The sequence below is a fragment of the Bosea vaviloviae genome (genome assembly GCF_001741865.1).
GTDB classification, from domain to species: domain Bacteria; phylum Pseudomonadota; class Alphaproteobacteria; order Rhizobiales; family Beijerinckiaceae; genus Allobosea; species Allobosea vaviloviae.
The window spans coordinates 5,794,582-5,815,755 of record NZ_CP017147.1 but is presented as its reverse complement, the minus strand read 5'-3'; the positions used below and the strand labels follow the sequence as shown (position 1 = coordinate 5,815,755).

23 protein-coding genes are annotated in these 21,174 nt (G+C 66.1%); 11 read left to right on the top strand and 12 right to left on the bottom strand.

The genetic code is table 11. The features are described 5' to 3' along the window. The first annotated feature begins 83 nt into the window (after positions 1–83). Complete coding sequence (locus BHK69_RS26900) at positions 84–680, top strand: hypothetical protein (RefSeq protein WP_148663605.1); 597 nt, start codon at positions 84–86, stop codon at positions 678–680. A 25-nt stretch (positions 681–705) separates the two neighbouring features. Here BHK69_RS26900 and pth read toward each other — a convergent pair whose 3' ends face one another. The 7 genes from pth to BHK69_RS26865 form a co-directional block, all read right to left on the bottom strand. Then, positions 706–1,320: an aminoacyl-tRNA hydrolase gene (gene pth, locus BHK69_RS26895; RefSeq protein ID WP_069692788.1), complete on the bottom strand. Its 615-nt coding sequence runs from the start codon at positions 1,318–1,320 to the stop codon at positions 706–708. A gap of 80 nt (positions 1,321–1,400) precedes the next feature. Next, on the bottom strand, positions 1,401–2,033 hold the full coding sequence (locus BHK69_RS26890) for a 50S ribosomal protein L25/general stress protein Ctc (RefSeq protein WP_069692787.1): 633 nt from the start codon (positions 2,031–2,033) through the stop codon (positions 1,401–1,403). Between the two features lie 150 nt (positions 2,034–2,183). Further along, positions 2,184–4,049: a putative bifunctional diguanylate cyclase/phosphodiesterase gene (locus tag BHK69_RS26885; protein ID WP_244548333.1), complete on the bottom strand. Its 1,866-nt coding sequence runs from the start codon at positions 4,047–4,049 to the stop codon at positions 2,184–2,186. 97 nt (positions 4,050–4,146) lie between these two features. Next, positions 4,147–4,710 (bottom strand): VUT family protein, encoded by a 564-nt coding sequence (locus BHK69_RS26880; RefSeq protein WP_069692786.1) that lies wholly within the window; start codon positions 4,708–4,710, stop codon positions 4,147–4,149. A gap of 7 nt (positions 4,711–4,717) precedes the next feature. Then, positions 4,718–5,464 carry a 7-cyano-7-deazaguanine synthase QueC gene (queC, locus tag BHK69_RS26875; protein ID WP_069692785.1) on the bottom strand — a complete coding sequence of 249 codons (747 nt, stop codon included), beginning with the start codon at positions 5,462–5,464 and terminating at the stop codon, positions 4,718–4,720. Positions 5,465–5,480: 16 nt separating this feature from the next. Next, complete coding sequence (locus BHK69_RS26870; protein ID WP_069692784.1) at positions 5,481–6,425, bottom strand: ribose-phosphate pyrophosphokinase; 945 nt, start codon at positions 6,423–6,425, stop codon at positions 5,481–5,483. Positions 6,426–6,692: 267 nt separating this feature from the next. Beyond that, on the bottom strand, positions 6,693–7,253 hold the full coding sequence (locus tag BHK69_RS26865) for a hypothetical protein (RefSeq protein ID WP_069692783.1): 561 nt from the start codon (positions 7,251–7,253) through the stop codon (positions 6,693–6,695). A gap of 337 nt (positions 7,254–7,590) precedes the next feature. On the opposite strand from BHK69_RS26865, the gene BHK69_RS26860 reads away from it, so the two are divergent. The 7 genes from BHK69_RS26860 (at position 7,591) to BHK69_RS26830 (ending at position 13,619) form a co-directional block, all read left to right on the top strand. Then, the gene (locus BHK69_RS26860) at positions 7,591–7,860 is read left to right on the top strand and encodes an accessory factor UbiK family protein (protein WP_069692782.1); all 270 of its coding nucleotides are present in this window, start codon (positions 7,591–7,593) and stop codon (positions 7,858–7,860) included. 387 nt (positions 7,861–8,247) lie between these two features. Then, the gene (locus tag BHK69_RS26855) at positions 8,248–8,754 is read left to right on the top strand and encodes a type III secretion system chaperone family protein (RefSeq protein ID WP_069692781.1); all 507 of its coding nucleotides are present in this window, start codon (positions 8,248–8,250) and stop codon (positions 8,752–8,754) included. A 244-nt stretch (positions 8,755–8,998) separates the two neighbouring features. Continuing rightward, positions 8,999–9,820 (top strand): pyrroline-5-carboxylate reductase, encoded by an 822-nt coding sequence (proC, locus tag BHK69_RS26850; RefSeq protein WP_069692780.1) that lies wholly within the window; start codon positions 8,999–9,001, stop codon positions 9,818–9,820. Positions 9,821–9,886: 66 nt separating this feature from the next. Further along, positions 9,887–10,630 carry a TetR family transcriptional regulator gene (locus tag BHK69_RS26845; RefSeq protein ID WP_069692779.1) on the top strand — a complete coding sequence of 248 codons (744 nt, stop codon included), beginning with the start codon at positions 9,887–9,889 and terminating at the stop codon, positions 10,628–10,630. Between the two features lie 104 nt (positions 10,631–10,734). Next, the gene (locus BHK69_RS26840; RefSeq protein ID WP_158516288.1) at positions 10,735–12,699 is read left to right on the top strand and encodes a methyl-accepting chemotaxis protein; all 1,965 of its coding nucleotides are present in this window, start codon (positions 10,735–10,737) and stop codon (positions 12,697–12,699) included. A gap of 2 nt (positions 12,700–12,701) precedes the next feature. Continuing rightward, complete coding sequence (locus BHK69_RS26835; protein WP_069693994.1) at positions 12,702–13,055, top strand: tRNA-binding protein; 354 nt, start codon at positions 12,702–12,704, stop codon at positions 13,053–13,055. Positions 13,056–13,085: 30 nt separating this feature from the next. Further along, positions 13,086–13,619, top strand: coding sequence for a GNAT family N-acetyltransferase (locus tag BHK69_RS26830; RefSeq protein WP_069692778.1), 534 nt, complete (start codon positions 13,086–13,088; stop codon positions 13,617–13,619). 213 nt (positions 13,620–13,832) lie between these two features. Here BHK69_RS26830 and BHK69_RS26825 read toward each other — a convergent pair whose 3' ends face one another. Both BHK69_RS26825 and BHK69_RS26820 read right to left on the bottom strand, forming a co-directional pair. Continuing rightward, a complete protein-coding gene (locus tag BHK69_RS26825) occupies positions 13,833–14,744 on the bottom strand; it encodes a pyridoxamine 5'-phosphate oxidase family protein (protein WP_069692777.1) in 912 nt (303 codons plus the stop codon). Between the two features lie 5 nt (positions 14,745–14,749). Beyond that, positions 14,750–15,373, bottom strand: a complete 624-nt coding sequence (locus BHK69_RS26820) for a glutathione S-transferase (protein WP_069692776.1) — start codon at positions 15,371–15,373, stop codon at positions 14,750–14,752. A gap of 117 nt (positions 15,374–15,490) precedes the next feature. Between BHK69_RS26820 and BHK69_RS26815 the strand changes: the two genes are divergently transcribed. Next, positions 15,491–16,399 (top strand): LysR family transcriptional regulator, encoded by a 909-nt coding sequence (locus BHK69_RS26815; RefSeq protein WP_069692775.1) that lies wholly within the window; start codon positions 15,491–15,493, stop codon positions 16,397–16,399. A gap of 21 nt (positions 16,400–16,420) precedes the next feature. Here the strand turns inward: BHK69_RS26815 and BHK69_RS26810 are convergent, their stop codons facing one another. Further along, a complete protein-coding gene (locus BHK69_RS26810) occupies positions 16,421–17,095 on the bottom strand; it encodes an alpha/beta hydrolase (RefSeq protein ID WP_158516287.1) in 675 nt (224 codons plus the stop codon). A gap of 145 nt (positions 17,096–17,240) precedes the next feature. Then, positions 17,241–18,164 carry a transcriptional regulator GcvA gene (locus tag BHK69_RS26805; RefSeq protein WP_069692773.1) on the bottom strand — a complete coding sequence of 308 codons (924 nt, stop codon included), beginning with the start codon at positions 18,162–18,164 and terminating at the stop codon, positions 17,241–17,243. Positions 18,165–18,268: 104 nt separating this feature from the next. On the opposite strand from BHK69_RS26805, the gene BHK69_RS26800 reads away from it, so the two are divergent. Together BHK69_RS26800 and BHK69_RS32395 are read left to right on the top strand one after the other, a co-directional pair. Continuing rightward, on the top strand, positions 18,269–18,493 hold the full coding sequence (locus tag BHK69_RS26800) for a DUF1127 domain-containing protein (RefSeq protein ID WP_069692772.1): 225 nt from the start codon (positions 18,269–18,271) through the stop codon (positions 18,491–18,493). Positions 18,494–18,870: 377 nt separating this feature from the next. Continuing rightward, positions 18,871–19,602 carry a hypothetical protein gene (locus BHK69_RS32395; protein ID WP_158516286.1) on the top strand — a complete coding sequence of 244 codons (732 nt, stop codon included), beginning with the start codon at positions 18,871–18,873 and terminating at the stop codon, positions 19,600–19,602. 188 nt (positions 19,603–19,790) lie between these two features. Here the strand turns inward: BHK69_RS32395 and BHK69_RS26795 are convergent, their stop codons facing one another. Then, a complete protein-coding gene (locus tag BHK69_RS26795; protein ID WP_083269912.1) occupies positions 19,791–21,125 on the bottom strand; it encodes an ATP-binding protein in 1,335 nt (444 codons plus the stop codon). Positions 21,126–21,174: the final 49 nt, after the last annotated feature.

The window sequence follows — 21,174 nt, the reverse complement described above, 5'->3', positions numbered from 1 at the left end:
TTGGTCACGCGAACGTGCATGGCTGCATGGTTTCTGTCGGTGCAGGAATGCTCGGCGACGTTTTCGATCCGATGGATAATCCCATGCGTTCTCTCGCTGCTGCCTGCGTTGTTCTCGGCCTGACCGTCGCTGCTCAAGCCCAATCGCCGACGACACGCATTCGTGGCGAGGTCGAGAAGGTGGAAGCCGATACGTTGACGATCAAGACCGTGGACAGCGCTTCGGCGAAGGTCGCGCTGGCACCGGGCTATGCGGTCGGCGGCGTGGTCAAGGCCTCCGTCGCCGACATCAAGAAAGGCGGCTTCATCGGCGTCGGCGCGCGGCCGCAGGCGGACGGCTCGCTGCTCGCCGTGCAGGTCTTCATCTTTCCCGAGGCGATGCGCGGCACCGGCGAGGGCCACAGACCCTGGAGCGTTCTGCCCGAATCGACCATGACCAATGCGACGGTGGCGGAGACTGTTACTCGCGTCGACGGTGCCAATATCGTGCTGAGCTATCCCGGCGGCGAGCAGAAGGTCACGATCACCGCCGATGCCAACATCATCATGGCGGCGCCGGCACAGGTCTCGGATCTGGCGGCGGGGGCTCAGGTGGCGCTGACGGCAAACCGGCAGCCGGATGGGAGCCTGGTCACCAGCCGGATCACGATCGCCAAGGCAGGCGCGCAATTGCCGCTGTGAGGGGCTGACGCCTCGGCCCCGCGATCTATTCGGGGATCTTCTCGCCTAGCCGCTTCACCGCGCCATGGCCGCGCGCATCCATGAAGAGATGTACCTTGTTCTGGAAGCCGGCATCGTCATGGGCGGCGAGCAAGGTCGCGTTGTCGGCGCAGGCGATGCAGAGATCCTCGACCCAGGGCTGCTCGGCCTTGCCGAAATCGTTCAGCACATAGGCGTGGACGAGTTCCTTGAGGCCGGGATGGCCGATACCCATCCGCACGCGGCGATACTCGTTGCCGATCGCAGCCGTGGTCGAGCGCAGGCCGTTATGGCCGGCATTGCCGCCGCCGAGTTTCATGCGCAGCTTGGCGGGGGCGAGGTCGAGCTCGTCATGGAAGACGATGACGTCCTCAGGCGCGACCTTGAAGAAGCGCGCCGCCTCGCCGATCGCGCGGCCGGATTCGTTCATATAGGTCTGCGGCTTGAGCAGGATGACCTTTTCGGAGCCGATAGTCGCCTCGCAGGCCTCGGCCTGGAAGCGCGCGCGCCAGGGCGATGCGCGATGCGCGCGCGCGATCGTCTCGACCGCCATGAAGCCGATATTGTGGCGGTTGCGGGCATAGCGCGCGCCTGGATTGCCGAGGCCGGCGAAGATCAGCATGGCAGGTCACACTCCCGGCCCATAGCAAGACGGCCGGGAAACCCGGCCGTCCATGTCGTATCATCGATGACGAAAGAGGATCAGGCCTTCGGCTTGGCTTCCGGAGCGGGAGCGGCTGCGGCGACCTCAGCGGCCGGCTCGACTTCCTCAGCCATCGGCGGAACGATGGTGACGATCGTGGCGTCGGTGCCGATGGTCAGCTTGGCGCCCTTGGGCAGTTTGATCGCGCTGGCTTCGAGCGTGTCGCCGATCTCCAGTCCTGCGACAGAGACCTCGAAGAATTCGGGGATGTGCTCAGGCTCGACGACGATCTCGAGCGCGTGCTCGACGAGTTGCACGGCGCCGCCATTCTTGACGCCGGGGCAGGCATCCTGGCCGACGACATGGATCGCGATATCGACGGTCACGGTCTGGCCGGCTGCAACGCGCAGGAAGTCGACATGGATCGGAAAATCCTTGACCGGGTCGAGCTGATAGTCGCGCGGGATGACGCGCGTCTTCTTGCCGCCGACGCTGACGTCGAACAGCGTGGTCAGGAAATGTCCGCCATAGATCAGGAGGCGGGTCTTGTTGGCGTCGAGAGCAATGGCTTCGGGAGCAGCGCCCCCGCCATAGATCACGGCAGGTGTAAGGCCTTGACGACGAACTGCACGGGCGGCCCCCTTGCCGACCTGTGCGCGCGCCGAAGCCTCGATTTGCTTCACGGCGGTCATGGTTTTAGTCCTTGCTTCAAATGACAAGGCCGCCAGTTGGCGGCCTTTTTCGGTTCGCGCCCGTGCCTCCAAGGGTGTCAGTCGGGCGCTGGCAGGCTCATAAGCGAATTGGCCGGTAATCTCAAGTCCGTTGGCGGGAGATCCGCGCACTCAGGCGGCGGAGGCCGTGACGGCGGCGGGCTGCTGTGCCTGCGCCCGGTGTCTCTCGCCGAGACGCTGCAGCAATTCGGTGACGATGCTAGCGGGAACCGCGCGCGAGTAGAGATAGCCTTGGCCAAGGTGGCAGCCGATCATCTGCAATCGCTCGGACTGCCCTTGCGTTTCGATTCCCTCGGCGATGACCTTCATGCCGAGGCGGTTGGCGATCCCGACCAGCGCCTCGACGATCACGCTGCTCCTGGCGCCGCTTTCGATGCCGCCGACGAAGGAGCGGTCGATCTTGATGATGTCGACCGGGAAATCCAGCAGATGCGTCAGCGACGCGAAGCCGGTGCCGAAATCGTCCAGCGCCACGAGAACGCCCCGTTCGCGCAGCGCTGCCATGGTGCGAGCGACGCTGTCCTTGCGATCTCCCATGAACACCTGCTCCGTGATCTCGACGACGAGATGTTCCAGCGGGAGATGGATGCGCTCGAAGGTCTTGCTGATGCGCTGGACGAGATCGCCCTTCTGGAAGTCTGCGGAGGTGACGTTCAGGCCGACATGCTGGACGTGGATGCCGGCCCGCTTCCAGGCGGCCATGTCGGCCGCGACGGCGGCCAGCATCTGCCCGGAGATTCGGTAGGCGATCTTGGGATCGAGCATGGCCTCGTGGAATTCGCTGGCCGCGACGATCCTGCCATCGTCGAGGCGCATCCGGGCCAGCGCCTCGACGCCGACGATCTCGCTGGTGTCGAGACGGATGATCGGCTGGTAGTAGGGGACGATGCGTCCTTCGGTCAGGGCGTCCGCAACGCTGCGGATCGTCTGGATGCGCCGCGTCATCGAGGTACGCAGGCCGTCCCTGAAGTGGACATAACCGCCACGCCGCGTCTCCTTGGCATGGTAGAGCGCGAAATCTGCATTTTGCCGAAGGGTCGTGCTGTCCGTGCCGTCCTCACCGGCGAGGACTCCACCGATGGTGACGCTCGGGATGATGCTGTGCCCGTCATGCTCGAATGGTGTGAGCATGGCGGCGAGAATGCCACAGGCCACCGAGCGAAGCTGTGTCGTCTGGGAGCAACCGGGCAGTAGCACGGCGAACTCGTCGCCTCCGATCCGGCAGGCCATGCCGTTGACGGCGACCCGCGCGAGCCGCGCGCCCACCGTCTCGATCAGCGCGTCGCCGACTGCATGGCCCATTGTGTCGTTGATCGTCTTGAGGTGATCGATGTCGATCAGCATCAGGCCGAAAGCCAGCGGCGACGCGGCGGTCATGCGGGCGATGGCGTCATTGAAATGGACGCGGTTCGGCAGGCCGGTCAGTGTGTCGTAATAGGCGAGCCTGTGATTGCGGGAGCTGACCTCCTCATGCTCGATCGCGATCGCGCAGAGATGAAGGCAGGTCGTTACGATCTGGCGCTCGAGATCGTCAGGGCCGCGTCGCTGCCTGTAATAGAAGGCGAAGCTGCCGATCACGCGGCCGTCCCGCGCCGTGATCGGGCTCGACCAGCAGGCGCGCAGCCCGAGCGGCAAGGCCAGTGTCTTGTAGTCGGCCCAGAGCGGGTCGTTCTCGATGTCCGTGACTTCGACCGCTTCACCGCGATGGATCGCCGTGCCACACGAGCCGACTGTCGGACCGATCGGTGTTCCGGTGATCGCGGTCGAGTAGTCCTGCGGCAGGCTCGGGGCGGCCAGCGTTTTGAGCCTGTATTCGGCGTCCGCCGCGATCACGGTGCAGATCACGCCGGGTGCGATCACTTCGACCTGCCGGCAGAGGCTATCCATGATCGCGGCGAGCGGTTCGCCGCGTGCAATCGCCTCGAGGGTCTCGTTCTGCAAGGACTGAAGGTGTTCGACCGAATCCATCACCCGCATCGCGGTACTCATTTCCCATGAGCAAGCGACTATGAGACCGGGGCGTGAAACCCGGGTTGCGGCGTTGTGTCGAATTGTCTGCTTCGAGCGAACGGCTTCAGGCCGGCATCAGCCCCAGCCGCTCATCGCGGCGACGCAACAGATGCATCAACGGTAGTGCGAACAGCACCATCCAGGCTTTGCCGATGATCTGGCCGGCGACGAAATCGAGGCTGCCGAAGGCGAGCCAGAGGAAGACGATGCTGTCGACGATAAGGCCGACAATGCTCGATGCGACGACGGCCGTGACGAAGCGGCGGCGCTGAAGCGGCGTATAGACCGCGAAATCCGCCAGCTCGGAGAGGAGGAAGGCGGCGACCGAGGCGAGGACGATGGCGGACGGGGCGAGGAAGGCCGAGATCGCGGCGCCAACGGCGATCGCACCAAGGCCGGCCACGGGGCCGAGCCGGCGCTGGACGATGTCGCGCAGCACGAGCGCGAGGCCGATCATCAGCACCCCGCTCGGCGCGGCGATGCCGGGCGCGACCGGCACGAGGCAGGGGCCATTGGGTACGCAGACCGTGCCGGCATTGCCGATCAGCCAATTCGCGGCGGGAATGGTGAGGGCGAAGAGGGCGAGGGCAACGAGACCCTCGGTGCGGCGCTGCTGGTCAAGTGTCATGGCTCGGTTAAGTATCATGGCTTGGTCCGGTGTCGTCTGGAGAAATCAGATAGGCGGCGTAGCCGTTGGCGCGCAATTCGCAGGCCGGGCAGTGGCCGCAGCCATGGCCCCAGGCGTGGCGCGTCGCCCGGTCGCCGAGATAGCAGCTATGGCTGTCCTCGACCACCAGATCGAGCAAGGGCTGTCCGCCGAGCGCCTTGGCCAGCGCGAAGGTCTGCGCCTTGTCGCGCCACATCAATGGCGTGTGCAGCACGAGCCTGCGGTCGAGCCCCAGGCCGAGGGCGACCTGCATCGCCTTGATCGTGTCGTCGCGGCAGTCGGGATAACCGGAATAGTCGGTCTCGCAGACGCCGAGCACGATGTGCCTGCAATCGCGGCGATAGGCCAGCGCCGCGGCGAAGGAGAGGAAGATCAGATTGCGGCCCGGCACGAAGGTGGTGGGAAGCCCGGTCTCTGCGAAGGCGATCTCGGTCTCTCGGGTCAGCGCCGTGTCGGAGATCGCGCCCAGCGCCTTGAGGTCGATGAGATGATCGGGACCGAGCCGATCCGAATGGAGCGTGGACAGGGCGGGCAGCTTGTCGCGAATGATCTGCCGGCATTCCAGCTCGATGCGATGGCGCTGGCCATAGTCGAAGCCGACGGTCTCGACGCTGGCGAAGCGCTCCAGCGCCCAGGCGAGAGCGACGGTCGAATCCTGGCCGCCGGAGAACAGCACGAGCGCCCGGCTTTCACTGGCTGAGGCTGCTGCCGCCATCAGACCACTCCTTGCCTCAGTCGAACAGGCTGGAGACGCTCGATTCACTCGCCGTGCGCTCGATCGCCTCGCCCATCAGCGAGGCGATCGAGATGACGCGGATATTGCGCGCCACCTTCACGGCCTCGGTCGGCAGGATGGAATCGGTGATCACCAGTTCCTTGAGCTTGGAGTTGGCGATGCGCGCCACTGCGCCGCCCGAGAGCACGCCATGGGTGATGTAGGCGTAGACTTCCTTCGCGCCCTGGTCGAGCAGCGCTTCGGCGGCGTTGCAGAGCGTGCCGCCGGAATCGACGATATCGTCGAGCAGGATGCAGGAGCGCCCCTCGACCGAGCCAATGATGTTCATCACCTCGGATTCACCGGGGCGGTCGCGGCGCTTGTCGACGATGGCGAGCGACGCGTCGATGCGCTTGGCGAGCGCACGCGCCCGGACCACGCCGCCGACATCGGGCGAGACCACCATGGCGTTCTTCCAGTCGAGCCGCTCCTTGATGTCGCGCGACATCAAGGGGGCGCCGAACAGGTTGTCGGTCGGGATGTCGAAGAAGCCCTGGATCTGACCGGCGTGGAGATCGAGCGTCAGGACGCGGTCGACACCGGCATGGGTGATCAGGTTGGAGACGAGCTTGGCCGAGATCGGCGTGCGGCCGGACGCGCGGCGGTCCTGCCGCGCATAGCCGAAATAGGGGATCACCGCCGTGATGCGCCTGGCCGAGGAGCGGCGCAGCGCGTCGGTGATGATCAGCAACTCCATCAGATGGTCGTTGGTCGGGAACGAGGTCGACTGGATGATGAAAACATCCTGGCCGCGCACATTCTCCTGGATCTCGACGAAGACCTCCATGTCGGCGAAGCGCCTGACGGAGGCCTTGGCGAGCGGAATGCCGAGATGCGCGCAGATCGCCTCCGCGAGCGGCCGGTTGGAATTGCCGGCGACGACTTTGATCGAAGAGGGCATGCCGGGGCGCACCGTTTGAGACTTGGCTGGGCTGGACCAGCACGAAGCTGGCTCATTTCGCAGGGCTCATAACAGCGAGATGACAGCGAGTCGACCGCTGCACTGCAACAGAAGCGTGTAAAACCGCCTATCCCTGGGGCGCTTCATCGCGATTGCGCCGTTCCAGGGTCGCTCGCGCCTCTGGCCGAGGCACGGTCGCAGCTCGGCCGCCAGCGCAATGTCAGGATCCTGCTGGCTGAGGCGGAAGGCGTCGAGCCCGCCCGAAGCCTAGAGCTTTTTATTGCCGGTTGCCGAAGCGGTCTTGGCTCCCGCCGCGGTCTTGCCCTTGGTCTTGTCGCTGGGATTCAGCGCTTCGACGGCGGGCGCCGTCACCAGGAAGCTCGCGATCGCATCCATCGATTCGGAGGCCGCCTTGGCGACGATGGTCTGGTCGAGGCCGGCCCAGGGATCGGTGCCGCTGCCGCGCCTGCCGAGGCTCTCGCCCTGGACGCGCTGGGCGCGCTTCTTGCCCGCATCATAAACGTCCCAGACGAAGGCGAGCGAGGTCTGGCCGTCCTCTGTCGGCTGCGCCGTGAGGTAGCCGCGCACCCGGAAGCGGGCGGGCTTGTCGCCGGGCACGATCTCCATGCTGCGCTCGGCCGCCGCTTCGCCGAGCAGGCCGGCAAAGCGCGTCGTCACCGAATCGGGCGCGCCGGTAATGCTCTGGACCGAGACGGGCACGCCGGGCGCATCGACCCGCTGCCGTGCCGCCGTCGTGGTTTCCTGGCAGCCCGCGAGTGCAAGCGCTGCCACCGGCCCCAGGACGAGGCCGCTCAAACGTTGGATCATGACGCCTCCGCTCGGTTGGTTCGAGCTTGGATTGCTGTACCCTGCGCCGCAGGTTGTAAGCTCAACGGATGGCGAGGTCCAGTTCGCGGAGATTCAGGGCGTCAGTGCGGTTTTCGCCGGTGAAACAGACCCGTCCCAGGCGTATCGCCGGCCCGGTGGTCGAATCGATCAGAGACCCACGAGGCGGTCCCGGGGCGGGCAGATCTCGTCGTTGAGCGCTCGGGCGGATGCGGCACGGCGGTCGGCATGGGGCGGTGCGCGAAAGATTGCGGGTTTTGCCCTTGTCGCCCATATGTGGGCCAGCGCGGGCTGACGAGGCCCCTTTTCGGAGAGCCCCATGGTCACCACCAGCAACCGCTTCCTCGACGACATCGCCCGTCTCGCCACGGATGCCGCCGGCGCGGCCCAGGGCGTGCGCCGCGAGGTCGAGACCGTCGTGAAGACGCAGATTGAGCGCCTGCTGCGCGACATGGATGTCGTCACCCGCGAGGAGTTCGAGGCGGTGCGCGAGATGGCGCTGCTGGCGCGCGAGGAAAACGACAAGCTGGCGCAGCGCCTCGCCGCGCTGGAGGGCAAGAAGGCCAAAAGTCCTGAAGCCAAGTCCTGAAGCGAAGTCCTGAAGCGAAGTCCTGACTGAAGCCAAGTTCTGAAGTCAGGCCCCGAGGTCTCGCCTTGAAGGTTTCGCGCCCTGCGTGCCGTCAGGTCTAGCCATCCACAACCATGTGCTGTGGACAGGGGCTGCCGGGTCTTGAGCCGCGCCCCCGAATCCGGGGAGCGTCACGCCGTGTTGGGAGCGTCACAGCGCCTGCGCTATCGTCGAGGAAGAGAGTTGATTCGACGGTCGGTCCCGCTTCGGGACCTGCCGCCGGAAACGGGGCGCAGACCAGCGCGCTCTGGCAGTCGGGTTGTGTCCGTTGCGCTTTCCAGTCGCCGTGTTCCCGTTCTCGAACGTGTCGGACCGCTTGTGCGGATGTCGACAGTTGGACCTTAGGGCATGATGGATCTTGACCTGGACGCTGAAATCGACCGGCCTTCCAACCCCCTCGACCTGATCGAACGCTTAGCCGCTCTCAACAACTGGACCTTCGACCGAGACAGCGACGACGAACTCTCCGTCGCGGTCACAGGCGGCTGGTCCGATTATCATGTCGCCATCACCTGGCTCGCCGAGGTCGAGGCGATCCATATCGCCTGCGCCTTCGACCTGAAGGTGCCCGATCGCCGCCGGGCCGAGGTGCTGCAGCTCGTCAGCCTCGTCAATGAGCAGCTCTGGCTCGGTCATTTCGACCTCTGGAGCTCGGAAAACGTGGTGATGTATCGCCACGCCCTCCTGCTCTCGGGCGGGGCGGAGCCGACCGACGAGCAGGCCGCTGCGCTGATCAAGGCGGCGATAGACGCCTGCGAGCGCTACTTCCAGGCCTTCCAGTTCGTGGTCTGGGCCGGAAAGACGGCCAAGGAAGGCCTCGAAGGCGCGATGCTGGAGACGGTCGGCGAGGCCTGAGCTTTCGGTTTTCGTCATGCCCGGGCTTGACCCGGGCATCTCATGACGAGAAGGCTTCAAGAGCAGTATGCGAAAAAGTGGGCACCGGTTTTTCGCATTGATCCTGCTCTCACTCTTAGTTGAGAGACGGATTCAGATATCAGATGGGATCACTTGGTGATTCCATCTGATATCATCCGGCTCTAGAGAGATGCTTGGGTCACGCCCGAGCATGACGCCCGTTGCCGCCTTGCGAGAGACCGCCATGTCCAACCCCTTGCCGCAAACCCTCGTCCTCATCGGTGCGGGCAAGATGGGGGGCGCGATGCTGGAGGGCTGGCTGCGCATCGGCATGAATCCGGCCGGCATCAGCCTGATCGATCCCAAACCCTCCGACGAGATGGTGGCGCTCGCGACCGAGAAGGGCATGGTGCTCAACCCCACGCCCGGCGCCATCGCCCCGGCCGAGGTCGTGGTGCTCGCGACCAAACCGCAGATGCTCGACACGGCGGCACCCGCCGTCCAGGCTTTCATCCATCCCAAGACGCTGCTGATCTCGATCCTCGCCGGCAAGACGCTGGGCGATCTCGCCGCGCGCCTGCCGAACGCGACCGCGCTGATCCGCGCCATGCCGAACCTGCCGGCCTCGGTGCAGCGCGGCGTCACGGCGGCGGCTCCCGGACCCGGCGTCAGCGCGGCGCAGCGGGCCACGGCCGACGCGCTGCTCGGCAGCATCGGCAAGGTCGAGTGGCTCGACAACGAGAACCTGATCGATGCGGTGACAGCCGTCTCCGGTTCCGGGCCGGCCTATGTCTTCCATCTCGTCGAATGTTTGGCGGCGGCGGGCGCGGCGGCGGGCTTGCCGCACGAGATCGCCGAGAGGCTGGCGCGCGCCACGATCGAGGGGGCGGGCGAGATGCTGTTCCAGTCGTCGCTTTCGCCTGCGACCCTGCGCCAGAACGTGACTTCGCCGGGCGGGACCACGGCGGCGGCCCTCGAGGTCCTGATGGCCGATGACGGGCTCAAGCCCCTGATGGGCCGGGCGGTGGCTGCCGCTAAACGTCGCGCCGAGGAGCTTTCGGGCTGATCGGCCTTTCAACGGTCGCGATCGGGGCCTAGTTTTATCCAATCGCGTCGCGAGAGGAGATCTCCTATGGCCCGCAAACCCGTTTCCCCGACATCCGAAACCGCCGCGCCGCCGAGCGATCCGCGCAAGCGGGCGATCGAGGCGCTGATGCGTCTTTCCGCCGATCGCGCCTGGAGCGAGATCGAGCTCGGCGACATCGCCACGGAGGCGGGCCTGCCGCTCTCCGGCCTGCGCAGCCTCTTCCCCTCGAAGCTCGCCATGCTCGGCGGGCTGACGCGCCTCGTCGATGACGCCGTGCTGGCGAGCTCTTCCGACGATCTCGCGGGCGAGCCCATCCGCGAGCGGCTCTTCGATCTCGTGATGCGCCGGCTCGACGCGCTCGCACCCTACAAGGCGGCTCTGCGCCGGATCATGCCTGTCATCCGGCGCGATCCGCTGACGCTTGCCGCCCTCAATCGCGGCGCGGTGAATTCCTGGCGCTACATGCTCGCCTCGGCCGGCATCCCGACCGAAGATGCGCTTGGCGGCCTGCGCGTGCAGGGCGCGGTACTGCTGATGGCGCGCGTCGGCGAGACCTGGCTCGGCGACGACGAGCCAGAACTCTCGCGCACGATGGCGCGGCTGGATCGCGAGTTGAAGACGGCGGGCGCGATCATGGCGCGCATCGAGGACGTTCACAGGCTCACCGCGCCGCTGCGCGGGCTGGCGCGGGCGCTGTGTTCGGGCAAGCGGCCGCATATCCGCCGCCGGGAACGCAGTGACGAGCGCCCGCGCGGCGGCGATGCCGAGGATTACGTGCCGGCGATCTGAGGCCTGCCAGAAACATGGCGAAAACGAGGCATCGTTAAGCGACCCTTAGCCATTTCACGCAAATGTGGCGAATCTCACTTTGCGCGGGGGGCGCGGTGTCGCCGATGAAGAAACTTGCCATGTTGTCGATCGGCCGCTCTTTCGGGCTGGTCGCGATCCTCGCATCCATCATCGCCATCGGCGGCGTGAGCTTCACGCTATTCGAGGCGCGCAAGGAGATGATCGAGCTCAAGCGCGCGGAAATGAAGAATGCGGTCGAAGCCGCGGCCTCTACGGTCAACAGCTATCTCGCGCGTGCCGAGAAAGGCGAGCTGAAGGAGGCCGATGCCAAGAAGATGGCGATCGACGCGATCTCCAACGCCCGCTTCGACAACGGCAACTACTATTTCGTGATCAACTTCGACAATATCAGCGTCTCGCATGCCAACAAGAAGATCGAGACGACGGATATGTCGCCGCTCAAGGATTCGAGCGGAAGGTTCTTCGTCAAGGACATGGTCGAGATGGCCAAGACGAAGGGGGCCGGCTTCATCGACTATGGCTGGACGAAGCCGGGCGACAAGGAGCCTTCGCTCAAGATCTCCTATGTCATCGCCGTGCCGAAATGGCAGTGGGCGATTGGCTCCGGCCTGCATGTGCACGATGTCGATGCCGCGTTTTATAGCGTGATCGGCGATGTCGCCAAGGTGCTGGTGCCGCTCGGCCTCGTCATGCTCGGTGTCGTGATCTTTCTCAGCCGCCGCGCCTCCGGCATGCTTGCCTCGATCGCCAACACGATGAACGGTCTTGCTGCCGGCGATCTGCAGACCACGATCGCGCATCAGGAGCGGTCCGACGAAGTTGGTTCGATGGCGCGCGCGCTCGTCGTGTTCCGTGACGCCGGCCTCGCCAAAGCCGAGATGGAGGCCGACAAGATCCGCGTCGAGGCGCAGGCGAATGCCGAGCGCGACACGGCCGACAGCGAGCGGCGGCACAATGAAGCCGAGCGCGCCGAGGCATCCAGGACGCAGGAGGGCGTCGTCCAGGCGCTCGGCGCCGGCCTCGAGCGGCTCGCCGAGGGTGACCTGACCTACCGGATCAACGAGGCCTTCGGCGCCGACTACGCCAAGCTGAAGGATGATTTCAACGCCGCCATCGCCAAGCTGCAGGAGACGATGCGGCAGATCGCGACCAATACCGAAAGCATGAAGGCGGGCTCGGTCGAGATCAGCCAGGCGGCCGACGATCTCGCCGGGCGCACCGAGCAGCAGGCCTCCTCCGTCGAAGAAACCGCGACGGCGCTGGACGAACTGACCGCGACCGTGCGCCAGACCGCCGAGAGCGCTCGCCTCGCCAGCCAGGCGACGAGCCAGGTCAAGACGGAGGCCGAGCAGTCGACCTCGATCGTGCGCGACGCGGTGGCGGCCATGGGCGGCATCGAGAAATCGGCCGATGAGATCTCGCAGATCGTCGGCGTCATCGACGAGATCGCCTTCCAGACCAATCTGCTCGCGCTGAACGCCAGCGTCGAGGCGGCTCGCGCCGGCGATGCCGGCAAGGGCTTCGCCGTCGTCGCCTCCGAGGTGCGTGCGCTCGCGCAGCGCTCGGCCGAGGCGGCCAAGGAGATCAAGGGCCTGATCTCGGCCTCGAATATCGAAGTCGAGAAGGGCGTCACGCTGGTCGGGCAGACCGGTGGCGCCCTGCAGCGCATGGCCGAGGAGATCACGCGCGTGAGCTCGCTGGTTGCCGAGATCGCCAGCGCGGCGCAGGAACAGGCGGCCGGCCTCCAGGAGGTCAACAGCGCCGTCAACGAGATGGACCAGGGCACGCAGCAGAACGCCGCCATGGCCGAGCAATCGACCGCTGCCGCGCATTCGCTCTCGCAGGAAGCCGACAGGCTCGGCGGACTCGTGGCGCGCTTCCAGCTCGGCGGCGATATCGGCGGGCTCAAGGCCATGGCCAAGACGATGCAGGCGGCGGTGGCTGCCCCACCGCGCGCGGCCGCGCCCAGACCTGCGCGGATCGCGAGCGCCGCTGCCGCGGCGAGCGGGTCGAAACGCGACCATGACAAGGCTTGGGAGGAATTTTGAGCATCTCTTCGGAACCCGCCGCCACGATCGGCTTCGACGATTTCCTCAAGGTCGACATCCGTGTCGGCACGATCGTTGAGGCCGCGCCCTATCCCGAGGCGCGCAAGCCCGCGCTCAAGCTCGTGATCGATTTCGGCGGCACGATCGGGCTGAAGAAGTCTTCGGCCCAGATCACCAAGCATTATCGGCCGGAGGAGCTGACCGGCCGGCAGGTCCTTGCGGTGGTGAACTTCCCGCCGCGTCAGATCGGCAAGTTCATGTCGGAGGTCCTGACGCTGGGCGTGCCGGACGCCGATGGCGAGGTCGTGCTGCTCGCGCCGACCCTGGCCGTGCCGGATGGCGGGCGGCTATTTTGAGCCTGCCGCGCGGTTCTGCCTGAACGGCCCATGTCGGAGCACTCGCAGCAGCATGAGGCGGTGGCCTCCCGCCGGTCCAGCCGCCTCGTGCTGCGTATCCCGCGGCCAGACGATCTCGATTTCTTGGTCGCGCTGTTCCAGCGGCCGGAGCTCGTTGCACATCGCCCGCACCCACGTCCAGATACGCCCGAGGCGAGCGCCGAGCGTCTGGCCCGCGACATCGCGCATTGGCGGCAGCATGGCTTCGGGCGTTGGGCGATCGAGCAATCGGGAGCGCTGATCGGTTTCGGTGGGCTGACGGTGAAGCCGGGCGTCGAGGGCCTCAACCTGTCCTATCATCTCGACCCCACCTCCTGGGGGCGAGGTTTTGCGTCCGAGTTCGTGGCGGAGGCTCTGGCGGTCGCGTTCGGTCCGCTGCGGGCAAGCCGCGTCATCGGGCTGGTGCGCCCAGCCAATCCGGCCTCGCGCCGCGTGCTCGAGAAATCCGGCTTCGTCTTCGAGCGCGAGATCATGCTCGACGGTGCATCGACGCAGCAATTGGCGCGGTATCCGCAGACGGATTGAGGCGGGCGATGGCGCCGAGTCCGATGATTCTCGCCTGAGTCATTCCGGGGCAGGCTGCAGGCCTGAGCCCGGAACCCAGAACCGCAGGTGGTTACGATATAAGTGCGGCCGATGACGCTGCTCGATTCCCAGCTCCGTCGGTTCTGGGTTCCGGGCTCGACCCTGCGGGTCGCCCCGGAATGACGGCGGCGGTTCCGGTCCAGCCATCGCGCTCTAAGCCCAAACACCGGTCGCAAGCGTGGTCGCGGCCGGCTCGGGCGACGACCATTGCAGCGGCAGCGCTGCGCGGCGCCGCCAGCCACTGGCGACATGCAGGCGCCAGATCCGCTCGGCGCCGCTCAACCGTGCGACCTCGGGGCCCGACCAGACGATCTCGACGCGGCCCTGAAGCTGCAGCACTGCGCCGTTCTCGAAATCGATGAAGAGCAGGGAGGCGCGGGGATCGCGCAGCAGATTGCCGAGCGTGTTGAAATAGTTGTTGCCGGCGAAATCCGGCACGCTCAGCACCTCGCCATCGATGCCGACGAAGCCCGGTCTGCCGCCGCGATGCGAGATGTCGAGGCCGCCAAGCTTGCGCGCCTCGCTCGTGCTGGCGACGAAGAAGGTGTCGGAACGGCCGATCAAGCCGCGCGCCGCGTCGTCGAGCCGCGCGATCGGCTCGAACGAGCCGCTGCCGACAGGCGCGACTGGCTGCGGCGTCCGGGCCTGGATGTATTTCGCGCAATTGCCGAAGCTCTGCGCTACCGCGACAGAGAAGCCGCCGGTGTCGCGCGCCGTGATCAGGCCATTGGCGCGGTTGCGCCGGCGCGTCGGGAATTCGAGGCCGAGCAGGCCGATCGGCTGGCCCGGCTTGAGATGAAGGGCGGCGGGATCATCCGAAGGGGGGAGGGCGCGGATCGAGAGCGTCGTCGGCGTCGGGCTGCGGACGAAACCGGGTTCGCCGCTCAGCACGGTTGCGATCGGATGCCCCGCCTCGTCGCTAAGCGCGGCGAAAAGCAGCGGCAGCTGTCCGAAGAAGATGCGGTGCTGTTCCGGCATGAGGTCGCGGATGCCGGCGCCGCGCGAGCCGGTTCCGGCAAGGGCTTGCGCCTCAAGCTCACCTGGATGGAAGGGCGTGCCGTCCATGGCGTTCAACTCGCCTGGGGCAAGGGCGAGGCGGGCATCGCCTTGAAGAAGGGCAGCGCCTCGATCCGGGCAATCCAGCCCCTCAAGGCGGGATAGGGCGCCAGCGATATGCCGCCTTCCGGCGCATGCGCGACATAGGAGAAGCAGGCGAGGTCGGCGAGGGTGGCGTGCTCGGCGGCGAGGAAGTCGCGCCCGGTCAGGTGCCCCTCCATGAAGCCGAGCAACTTGCTGGCGATACGGCCGGCGCGCGCGGGGTCATCGGCCACACCGAACTGCGCGATCAAGCGGGCGCTGCCCGGCCCGTGCATGACCTCGCCCGCGGCGATCGAGAGCCAGCGCTGCACTTGCGCCGCCGCGATCGGCTCCTCCGGCAGCCATTGGCTGCCCGCGCCATAGCGCTTGGCGAGATAGACCATGATCGCGTTGCTGTCGCAGAGCGTGAGCGTGCCATCCTGCAGCACCGGGATCTGCTGCAGCGGGTTCAGCTTGCGGAAGGCGTCGCTGCGGCGGATGTCGGCGGGCGCGGAGGCAAGCTCATGGGGCAGGCCGAGCGCCAGCAGCAGCAATTCGACGCGGTGGGCATGGCCGGAGAGCGGCGTGCCATGAAGAACGATCCGGGGCTGTGTCATAGGAATCTCGCTGAAGAACGGGAACCTCGCTGAAGAACGCCCGCAAGATGATCGTTCCAGCCATCGCGGGAAATCTGCTATCCATTGACTTCAGAATTTCATTAAGCGGAACAGTCCGTGGATCGTCTCGACGAACTCGCGATCTTCGTCGCCATCATCGATGCCGGCAGCCTTGCGGAGGCGGCGCGGCGCCTGCGTCGCTCGCGTCCCGCCGTGACACGCGCGCTCGCCGGGCTCGAGGAGCGCGTCGGCGCAAGGCTGATCGCCCGCACCACCCGCCAGCTCACGCCGACGGAGGCCGGGCAGGAACTGGCGGTCGCGGCGCGGCGCATGCTGGCGGATTACGAGGAGTCGCTGGGCGGGGTGGCGGCGGCGCCGGTTCGCGGCCTGCTGCGCGTGACCGCGCCGCTCGCCTTCGGGAGGAGGCATGTGACGCCGCTGGTCGCGGAGTTCCTCGATCTGCATCCCGAGCTGCAGGTCGAGCTCGTGCTGGCCGACCGCAATCTCGATCTCATCGAGGAGGATCTGCATGTCGCGCTCCGGGTCGGGGCACTGCCCAATTCGCGGCTGGTCGTGCGCAAGGTCGGCGAGGTCAGGCGCGTGCTGGTGGCGTCTCCGGCCTATCTGCAGCGCCGGCCGGCGCCCAAGCGCCTTGCCGACATCGCTGGGCACGATGTCATCGCCAATGTCGGCGCCGGCGGCGATCTGATCTGGCGTTTCGGGGGAGGGGGGCGGTCCTCGCGCATCGCGATCACGCCGCGCCTCATCATCAACGAGGTCGAGGCGGTGCTGATCGCGGCACGCGCCGGGCGCGGATTGGCACGGTTGCTGTCCTATCAGGCGGCCGACGATCTGGCTGCCGGTGTGCTCGTTCGCCTGCTGCCGGAATTCGAGCCGCCACCGTCACCGGTCCAGCTCGTGGTGCCCAGCGGCCAGCGCCTGGCGCCGAAGGTGCGCGCCTTCATCGATTTCGCGGCCTCGCGCCTGCTGCATCTGAGCGTCATCCGGCCCGAGCCCGGCCGCTGACGCAGTGACATCCGGAATGCTTCAGCGCAGCGATCCGGCAAAGCCGGTGATCGCGGAGACGACGGCGCCTTCGCGGCCGATGAAGCCGTGATAGGCTCGCGCCTGACAGGGATTGCCGGTCGAGGTGCCGCCATCGATCCAGACCGTCCTGGCGCGATTGCCGGCCCAAGCCTGGAAGGGCGCGACCGAGTCAGCCAGCGTCACGCGGCAGCTATCCTGGCGATGATGCACGACCAATGTCGGCGGCAGGCGCGCGGGATCGCCCAGCGTGGCGCGAACGTCGTCGAGCATCGACGAGACGAAGACCACGCCGTCGGGCCGCGACGCGAGCAGGCCTGGAATTTTGAGCGAACCCCGGCTCATCGCGACGACGATGACGCGCGGTGCGATGCTGCGCATGAGGTCGATGGCCTTGGTCGGGTCAGCGTCGCCATCGACGAGGATGCTGGCGATGCCGCTGCGGGCATAGGCGCCGCGCATGCGCACGATCCAGTTGCCTTGCCGGGCGACATCGCCGCCGCTGCCGATGCCGACATAGCCGTCGCCGCCCGTCAGCAGGACGAGCCCGGCCCTGGCCTTGCCCGCCGGCTTGTTGAGCAAGGCCCGGCCACCGCCGAACAGGCCGCCGCCGAGTTCGACGACCTCTTCGGCCGAAGCGGCGCAGGGCAGCGCCAGCAGCGCCGTGAGCAGGAGCATCCTCATCGCCACCGTCATCCGTTCCCGCCTGTCTCCGCTCGGGAAGCCGTGGCCCGTTCACTGGGCGCCATGATGCGACGGGGTGGGGGCGGACGCTACTGCCATTCGGGGCGGCGGCCGTGGTGCGCCCGGCCGCTCGCGGCGATCAGCGCAGATCGGCGTGTTGGGCCGCCTCTTCGCGGATCCAGCTGCGGAACGCCGCGATTGCGGGCCGCTCTGCGGAGGCCTCGGGGCAGACCACATAATACTGGAAGGAGCTCTGCAGCTGTTGCGGAAACGGGCGGACGAGGCGCCCGGCGTCGAGATAGTCGCCGATCAGGGCGCTCGTCGCCAGGGCGATGCCCTGGCCGGAGGCCGCCGCCTGCAAGGCGAGGAAAGTGTGCGAGAAGCGCGGGCCGTGCATCGCGTCGATGTCATGGACGCCGACGAAGGCGAGCCATTTCGGCCAAGTGACGTAGTCCGGGATACCCTCCACGTGCTCGTGCAGCAAGGTGTGGTGGCGCAAATCCGAGGGCTGGCGCAGCGGGCGCGCGGGATCGTTGAGCAATGCTGCGTTGCAGACGGGGAAGAAACTCTCCGCCATCAGCAGCTCCGAGTGCAGGCCCTGATAGCCACCGGGACCGTAGCGGACCGCGACATCGACGTCCTCGCGCGCGAAATCGGTCAGGTGCAGCGAAACCGAGATGCGAACCTCGAGCTCGGGGTGGCGCTGCTTGAGCGAGCCGAGCCGCGGGATCAGCCAGCTCAGGGCGAAGCTCGGCATGGTGCTGACAGTCAGGACGTTCGACACATCGGGCCGCAGCGCCCGCGCCGTGGCCTCGTCGAGCTGGTCGAGCAATTGCGAGATCGAGGCGGCATAGCGCTGTCCGATGCCCGTCAGCGCGATGCCCTTGCTTGGCAGCCTGACGAAGAGAGGCCGCCGGAGCCAGGTTTCGAGCGTCTTCACCTGCTGGCCAACCGCGCTGGCGGTGACGGCGAGCTCGTCACCCGCCCGCTCATAGTTGAGGTGCCGCGCCGCAGCCTCGAAGGCGCGCAAGGAGGTGAGGGGCGGGAGTTGGCGCCGGGTCATCGCATGGCCAAGTTCTGCTTGGGCTGAAGCAAAGAACTTCTCATTTGCTTAGAGGCCCCGCAACCCCCAAATTACAGGCAGGAAATCTATCACAGGAGGCCGCCATGCCGGCCATGATCGCCACAGAAAATCTTGCCTTCGCCACACATCGCAGCGCGCACGGGCTCCACGGCCTGTTCCTGCGCCTGGAGGATTGGCTCACGGCGCGGGCCAGCGCGCGAGCGCTCTACCGCATGGACGATTCCGCGCTCTCGGACATCGCGCTGTCGCGCAGCGATGTGGAGCGGGTGAACGAGACCGCCCGTTGGGCGTTCTGGCGCCGCCGGTAGCAGCGGGTCAGCTTCATTCGCTAGAAATAGCAGATCGTCCCGGCTGCCGCCGGGACGATCTGCGTTTGCCGACAGGCTTCCGGAGGTGATTTGCCGGGGCCCATAGTCCCTATTTGCCTCTGGTCAGACGGGCAGCCGCACCGTCGCCCGCAATCCGCCCAGGCTCGAATCCGCCAGGATGATGTCGCCGCCATGGGCGCGCGCGATGTCGCGGGGAAGCCGTTGTCGAAGCTGCCGCATTTCTTGTGAGAGCTGGGCCCAGCAGCGCTTGTAGTAGAGGTGCAGATGGGCTCGATTGCAGGAGTTTTTTTGAGCCGATGCGGACGTTCGCGACGCACCGCACCGGATTAACGGTCGAGTGTAAGACACGGGCTAATGTGACCGCCACGATTGTTTGCAGTGATGGGCTGTCTGTGGTGACGACACTTTCTAGGCGACACATCGCACTAATCGTAGCAGCGGCCTTCATCCTCGTGATTTTTGCCGCGCTGCTAATGCCGCAGCCGATATGGCGCTACCGGCTCACTGTGGATGTAGATACCCCGGAGGGGATGCGTTCGGGCTCAGGTGTTATCCAAGTGAAGGTCGATCGAGGGCGGCGGAGAACAACCGCTGCTGGAGAGGCCGTGATGGTTGATCTTGGCAAGCGCGGGAGCTTTTTTGTGCTTCTGCGGTCTGAGCAAAATGCCGATAACGCAGTGTATATCTATTCGGCTGCCTTTCCAGGTCCTGCGCCGGGAACACCGGAGGGAATTAGCTTTTACCACGCGCTGCGAGCCGAAGCGAACGTTCCCGAGTCCGTGATGCCGATGTTCGTCAGACTTTACGATTTAAGCAATCCGCGATCACTTGCACGCGTTGAGAAAAGCAACCTGTCCGCTTCCTTCGGCAAGGGCGTAAATTTGAAAGCTGTGCGTATCGAAATGGTCTCTTCGGGAATACCGATAGGGCCTCTGGATCGACTGACCGGTACGCCTGTCACCAGAACGTTAAGATCAAAAATACCTTGGCTATCTGACTACCCAGAACCTCGTCTTGTTCCAGTGACAAATCCGTATGACTACGCACCGATGTCCAATTTGGTCCATGGCGACTTCAGTAAGTGGTGATCTTTTTTACGAGCGCGAATTTCCCTTCCCCACCGAGGCTGTGTGGAACGGAAGTGATTTGGTAGGCTTTTTGTAGCGATCCGAGGCTTGCATGGCACGCTTCATCGAAGGCGAGAACCTTAGGCCCACGCGCATCAGTCGAAATTGATGCACAATCGCACTTTCACAGCCTCCACTCAAAGCCGCCCCTACACGGGCAGCCGCACCGTCGCCCGCAATCCGCCCAGGCTCGAATCCGCCAGGATGATGTCGCCGCCATGGGCGCGGGCGATGTCGCGGGCGATCGCGAGGCCGAGCCCCGTGCCGCCGCTGTCGACATTGCGGGCCTCGTCCAGCCGGAAGAAGGGGCGGAAGACCTCCTCGCGCTGCTCGGGCGGGATGCCAGGGCCGTCATCCTCGACCACCACGATCAGATAACGCGCGTCATGCGTCGCACGGATGGCGATGCGGTCGCCGAAGCGAGCGGCGTTGGAGACGAGGTTAGTCAGCAAGCGGCGAAAGGCGTCGGGCCTGATCACCACGAGCGGGTCGCCGACGACCTCGAGTTCGGTCTGGTGGCCCTGCCTTTCCGCGTCGAATTTCAATTCCTCAAGCAGAGCGCGGATGTCGGTTTCGACCGGCGCTTCGCCGGCGTCGCCGCGTGCGAAGGCGAGATAGTCCTCAAGCATGCGGCTCATCTCGTCGACGTCTTTCTCAAGTGCGTCGATCTCGGTGGAGCGCTCAAGAAGTGCCAGCGAGAGCTTGAAGCGGGTCAGGATGGTGCGCAGGTCGTGGCTGACGCCGTTCAGCATCGTCGTGCGCTCGCCGATGGAGCGTTCGACGCGGCGCTTCATCTCGATGAAGGCGTTGCCGGCACGACGGACCTCGCGCGCGCCGCGCGGGCGGAACTCGGCGTCGCGGCCCTTGCCGAAGGCCTCCGCCGCATCGGCCAGCTTGAGGATCGGCCGGATCTGGTTGCGCAGGAACAAGACCGCAATCGTCAGCAGGATCAGCGAGGTGCCGAGCATCCAGAGCAGGAAGATATGGCTGTTCGAGGCATAGGCCGAGTTGCGCCGCGTCAGCACGCGCATCACGTTCTTGCCGAGCTTGATCCTGATTTCGATCAGGCTGGAGCGACCGACCGTGTCGAGCCAGAACGGCCGCGCCACCTGCTGGCTCAGCTCGGTCGAGAGCGCGTTGTCGAGCAGTGAGAAGAAGGGCCGCGGGCCCGGTGCCGGCAGGTCGGAATCGGGCAGGATATCGACATCCATGCCGAGCCTGTCGGCTGCGATACGCGACAGGATCGTGGTGTCGGCGTCCTGCGGATAGCTCTCATAGACGTCGATCAACATGGCGATGTCGGCCGAGACGGCCGAGGACAGGCGCTGCGTCACGGTCTGCCAATGCCGTTCCATGAAGACATAGGCGATGACGGATTGCAGCAATACGACCGGCGCGATGACGATGACGAGGGCGCGCGGATAGAGCCCCTTGGGCATGTAGCGCGCGATGCCGTGCAGCGGCCGGCCGGCGGCCTTCAACATCGGTTTCAGCGTGCTGTGCAGGCTGGCGCGCCAGCGTGCGCTCGCCGCC

Coding starts and splice junctions, on each gene's coding strand:
- BHK69_RS26900 (WP_148663605.1), top strand. CDS start 84: ATGCGTTCTCTCGCTGCTGCCTGCGTTGTTCTCGGCCTGACCGTCGCT.
- BHK69_RS26820 (WP_069692776.1), bottom strand. CDS start 15,373: ATGACACAGCCCCGGATCGTTCTTCATGGCACGCCGCTCTCCGGCCAT.
- BHK69_RS26805 (WP_069692773.1), bottom strand. CDS start 18,164: ATGACCCGGCGCCAACTCCCGCCCCTCACCTCCTTGCGCGCCTTCGAG.
- BHK69_RS26885 (WP_244548333.1), bottom strand. CDS start 4,049: ATGCGGGTGATGGATTCGGTCGAACACCTTCAGTCCTTGCAGAACGAG.
- BHK69_RS26825 (WP_069692777.1), bottom strand. CDS start 14,744: ATGGACGGCACGCCCTTCCATCCAGGTGAGCTTGAGGCGCAAGCCCTT.
- proC (WP_069692780.1), top strand. CDS start 8,999: ATGTCCAACCCCTTGCCGCAAACCCTCGTCCTCATCGGTGCGGGCAAG.
- BHK69_RS26830 (WP_069692778.1), top strand. CDS start 13,086: ATGTCGGAGCACTCGCAGCAGCATGAGGCGGTGGCCTCCCGCCGGTCC.
- BHK69_RS26880 (WP_069692786.1), bottom strand. CDS start 4,710: ATGACACTTGACCAGCAGCGCCGCACCGAGGGTCTCGTTGCCCTCGCC.
- BHK69_RS26845 (WP_069692779.1), top strand. CDS start 9,887: ATGGCCCGCAAACCCGTTTCCCCGACATCCGAAACCGCCGCGCCGCCG.
- BHK69_RS26800 (WP_069692772.1), top strand. CDS start 18,269: ATGCCGGCCATGATCGCCACAGAAAATCTTGCCTTCGCCACACATCGC.
- BHK69_RS26810 (WP_158516287.1), bottom strand. CDS start 17,095: ATGCTCCTGCTCACGGCGCTGCTGGCGCTGCCCTGCGCCGCTTCGGCC.
- BHK69_RS26865 (WP_069692783.1), bottom strand. CDS start 7,253: ATGATCCAACGTTTGAGCGGCCTCGTCCTGGGGCCGGTGGCAGCGCTT.
- BHK69_RS26795 (WP_083269912.1), bottom strand. CDS start 21,125: ATGTTGAAGGCCGCCGGCCGGCCGCTGCACGGCATCGCGCGCTACATG.
- pth (WP_069692788.1), bottom strand. CDS start 1,320: ATGCTGATCTTCGCCGGCCTCGGCAATCCAGGCGCGCGCTATGCCCGC.
- BHK69_RS26840 (WP_158516288.1), top strand. CDS start 10,735: ATGAAGAAACTTGCCATGTTGTCGATCGGCCGCTCTTTCGGGCTGGTC.
- BHK69_RS26890 (WP_069692787.1), bottom strand. CDS start 2,033: ATGACCGCCGTGAAGCAAATCGAGGCTTCGGCGCGCGCACAGGTCGGC.
- BHK69_RS26860 (WP_069692782.1), top strand. CDS start 7,591: ATGGTCACCACCAGCAACCGCTTCCTCGACGACATCGCCCGTCTCGCC.
- queC (WP_069692785.1), bottom strand. CDS start 5,464: ATGGCGGCAGCAGCCTCAGCCAGTGAAAGCCGGGCGCTCGTGCTGTTC.
- BHK69_RS26855 (WP_069692781.1), top strand. CDS start 8,248: ATGATGGATCTTGACCTGGACGCTGAAATCGACCGGCCTTCCAACCCC.
- BHK69_RS26870 (WP_069692784.1), bottom strand. CDS start 6,425: ATGCCCTCTTCGATCAAAGTCGTCGCCGGCAATTCCAACCGGCCGCTC.